A 430-nucleotide genomic window follows, 5' to 3' on the forward strand; every position below is an offset into this window, starting at 1 on the left:
ACCAGTACGACGCCGGCCAGCAGGAGGAGCTGAACGTGCTGATCAGCAGTTATGACCGTGTGGACGGCAGAATTTCATTCTATCTGGAAGACGGCCGTATTTTTCCGGAAGGGAATCCCGGTGACACGGCAGCTGCGGAGTTTCTGGCCAGTGCTTCCGGGGAACAGGGGATTATTGATCCCCATATCTGCAGTGCCAACGGGGTCAACGAGTTTAACCTGTACAGAAAAGCAGTGCTTAAGGATGGAACCGCAGGGTATCTTTTAAAGTCCTACGATGTGGGAGAGATTGTGGACAGCTTTACCGTCTCATTCTATCACGACGCGGGCTTTTCCTACGTGGTGGACATGGATGGGAATGTGCTGATCCGTCCGCCGCATCCGGGCAGCAACAAGACGGTGCAGAACCTGTTTGACATGCTTCCGGCCTC

At 54.2% G+C, this 430-nt stretch carries 1 protein-coding gene; it reads left to right on the forward strand.

All coding sequences use genetic code 11. The annotated features are described in order from the left end of the window. Positions 1 to 35: 35 nt before the first annotated feature. Positions 36 to 430: hybrid sensor histidine kinase/response regulator (locus NE664_14310; protein MCQ4727808.1), on the forward strand; the 395-nt coding region annotated here is incomplete at its 3' end.

It is taken from the genome of Anaerotignum faecicola, assembly GCA_024460105.1.
GTDB lineage: Bacteria > Bacillota > Clostridia > Lachnospirales > Anaerotignaceae > JANFXS01.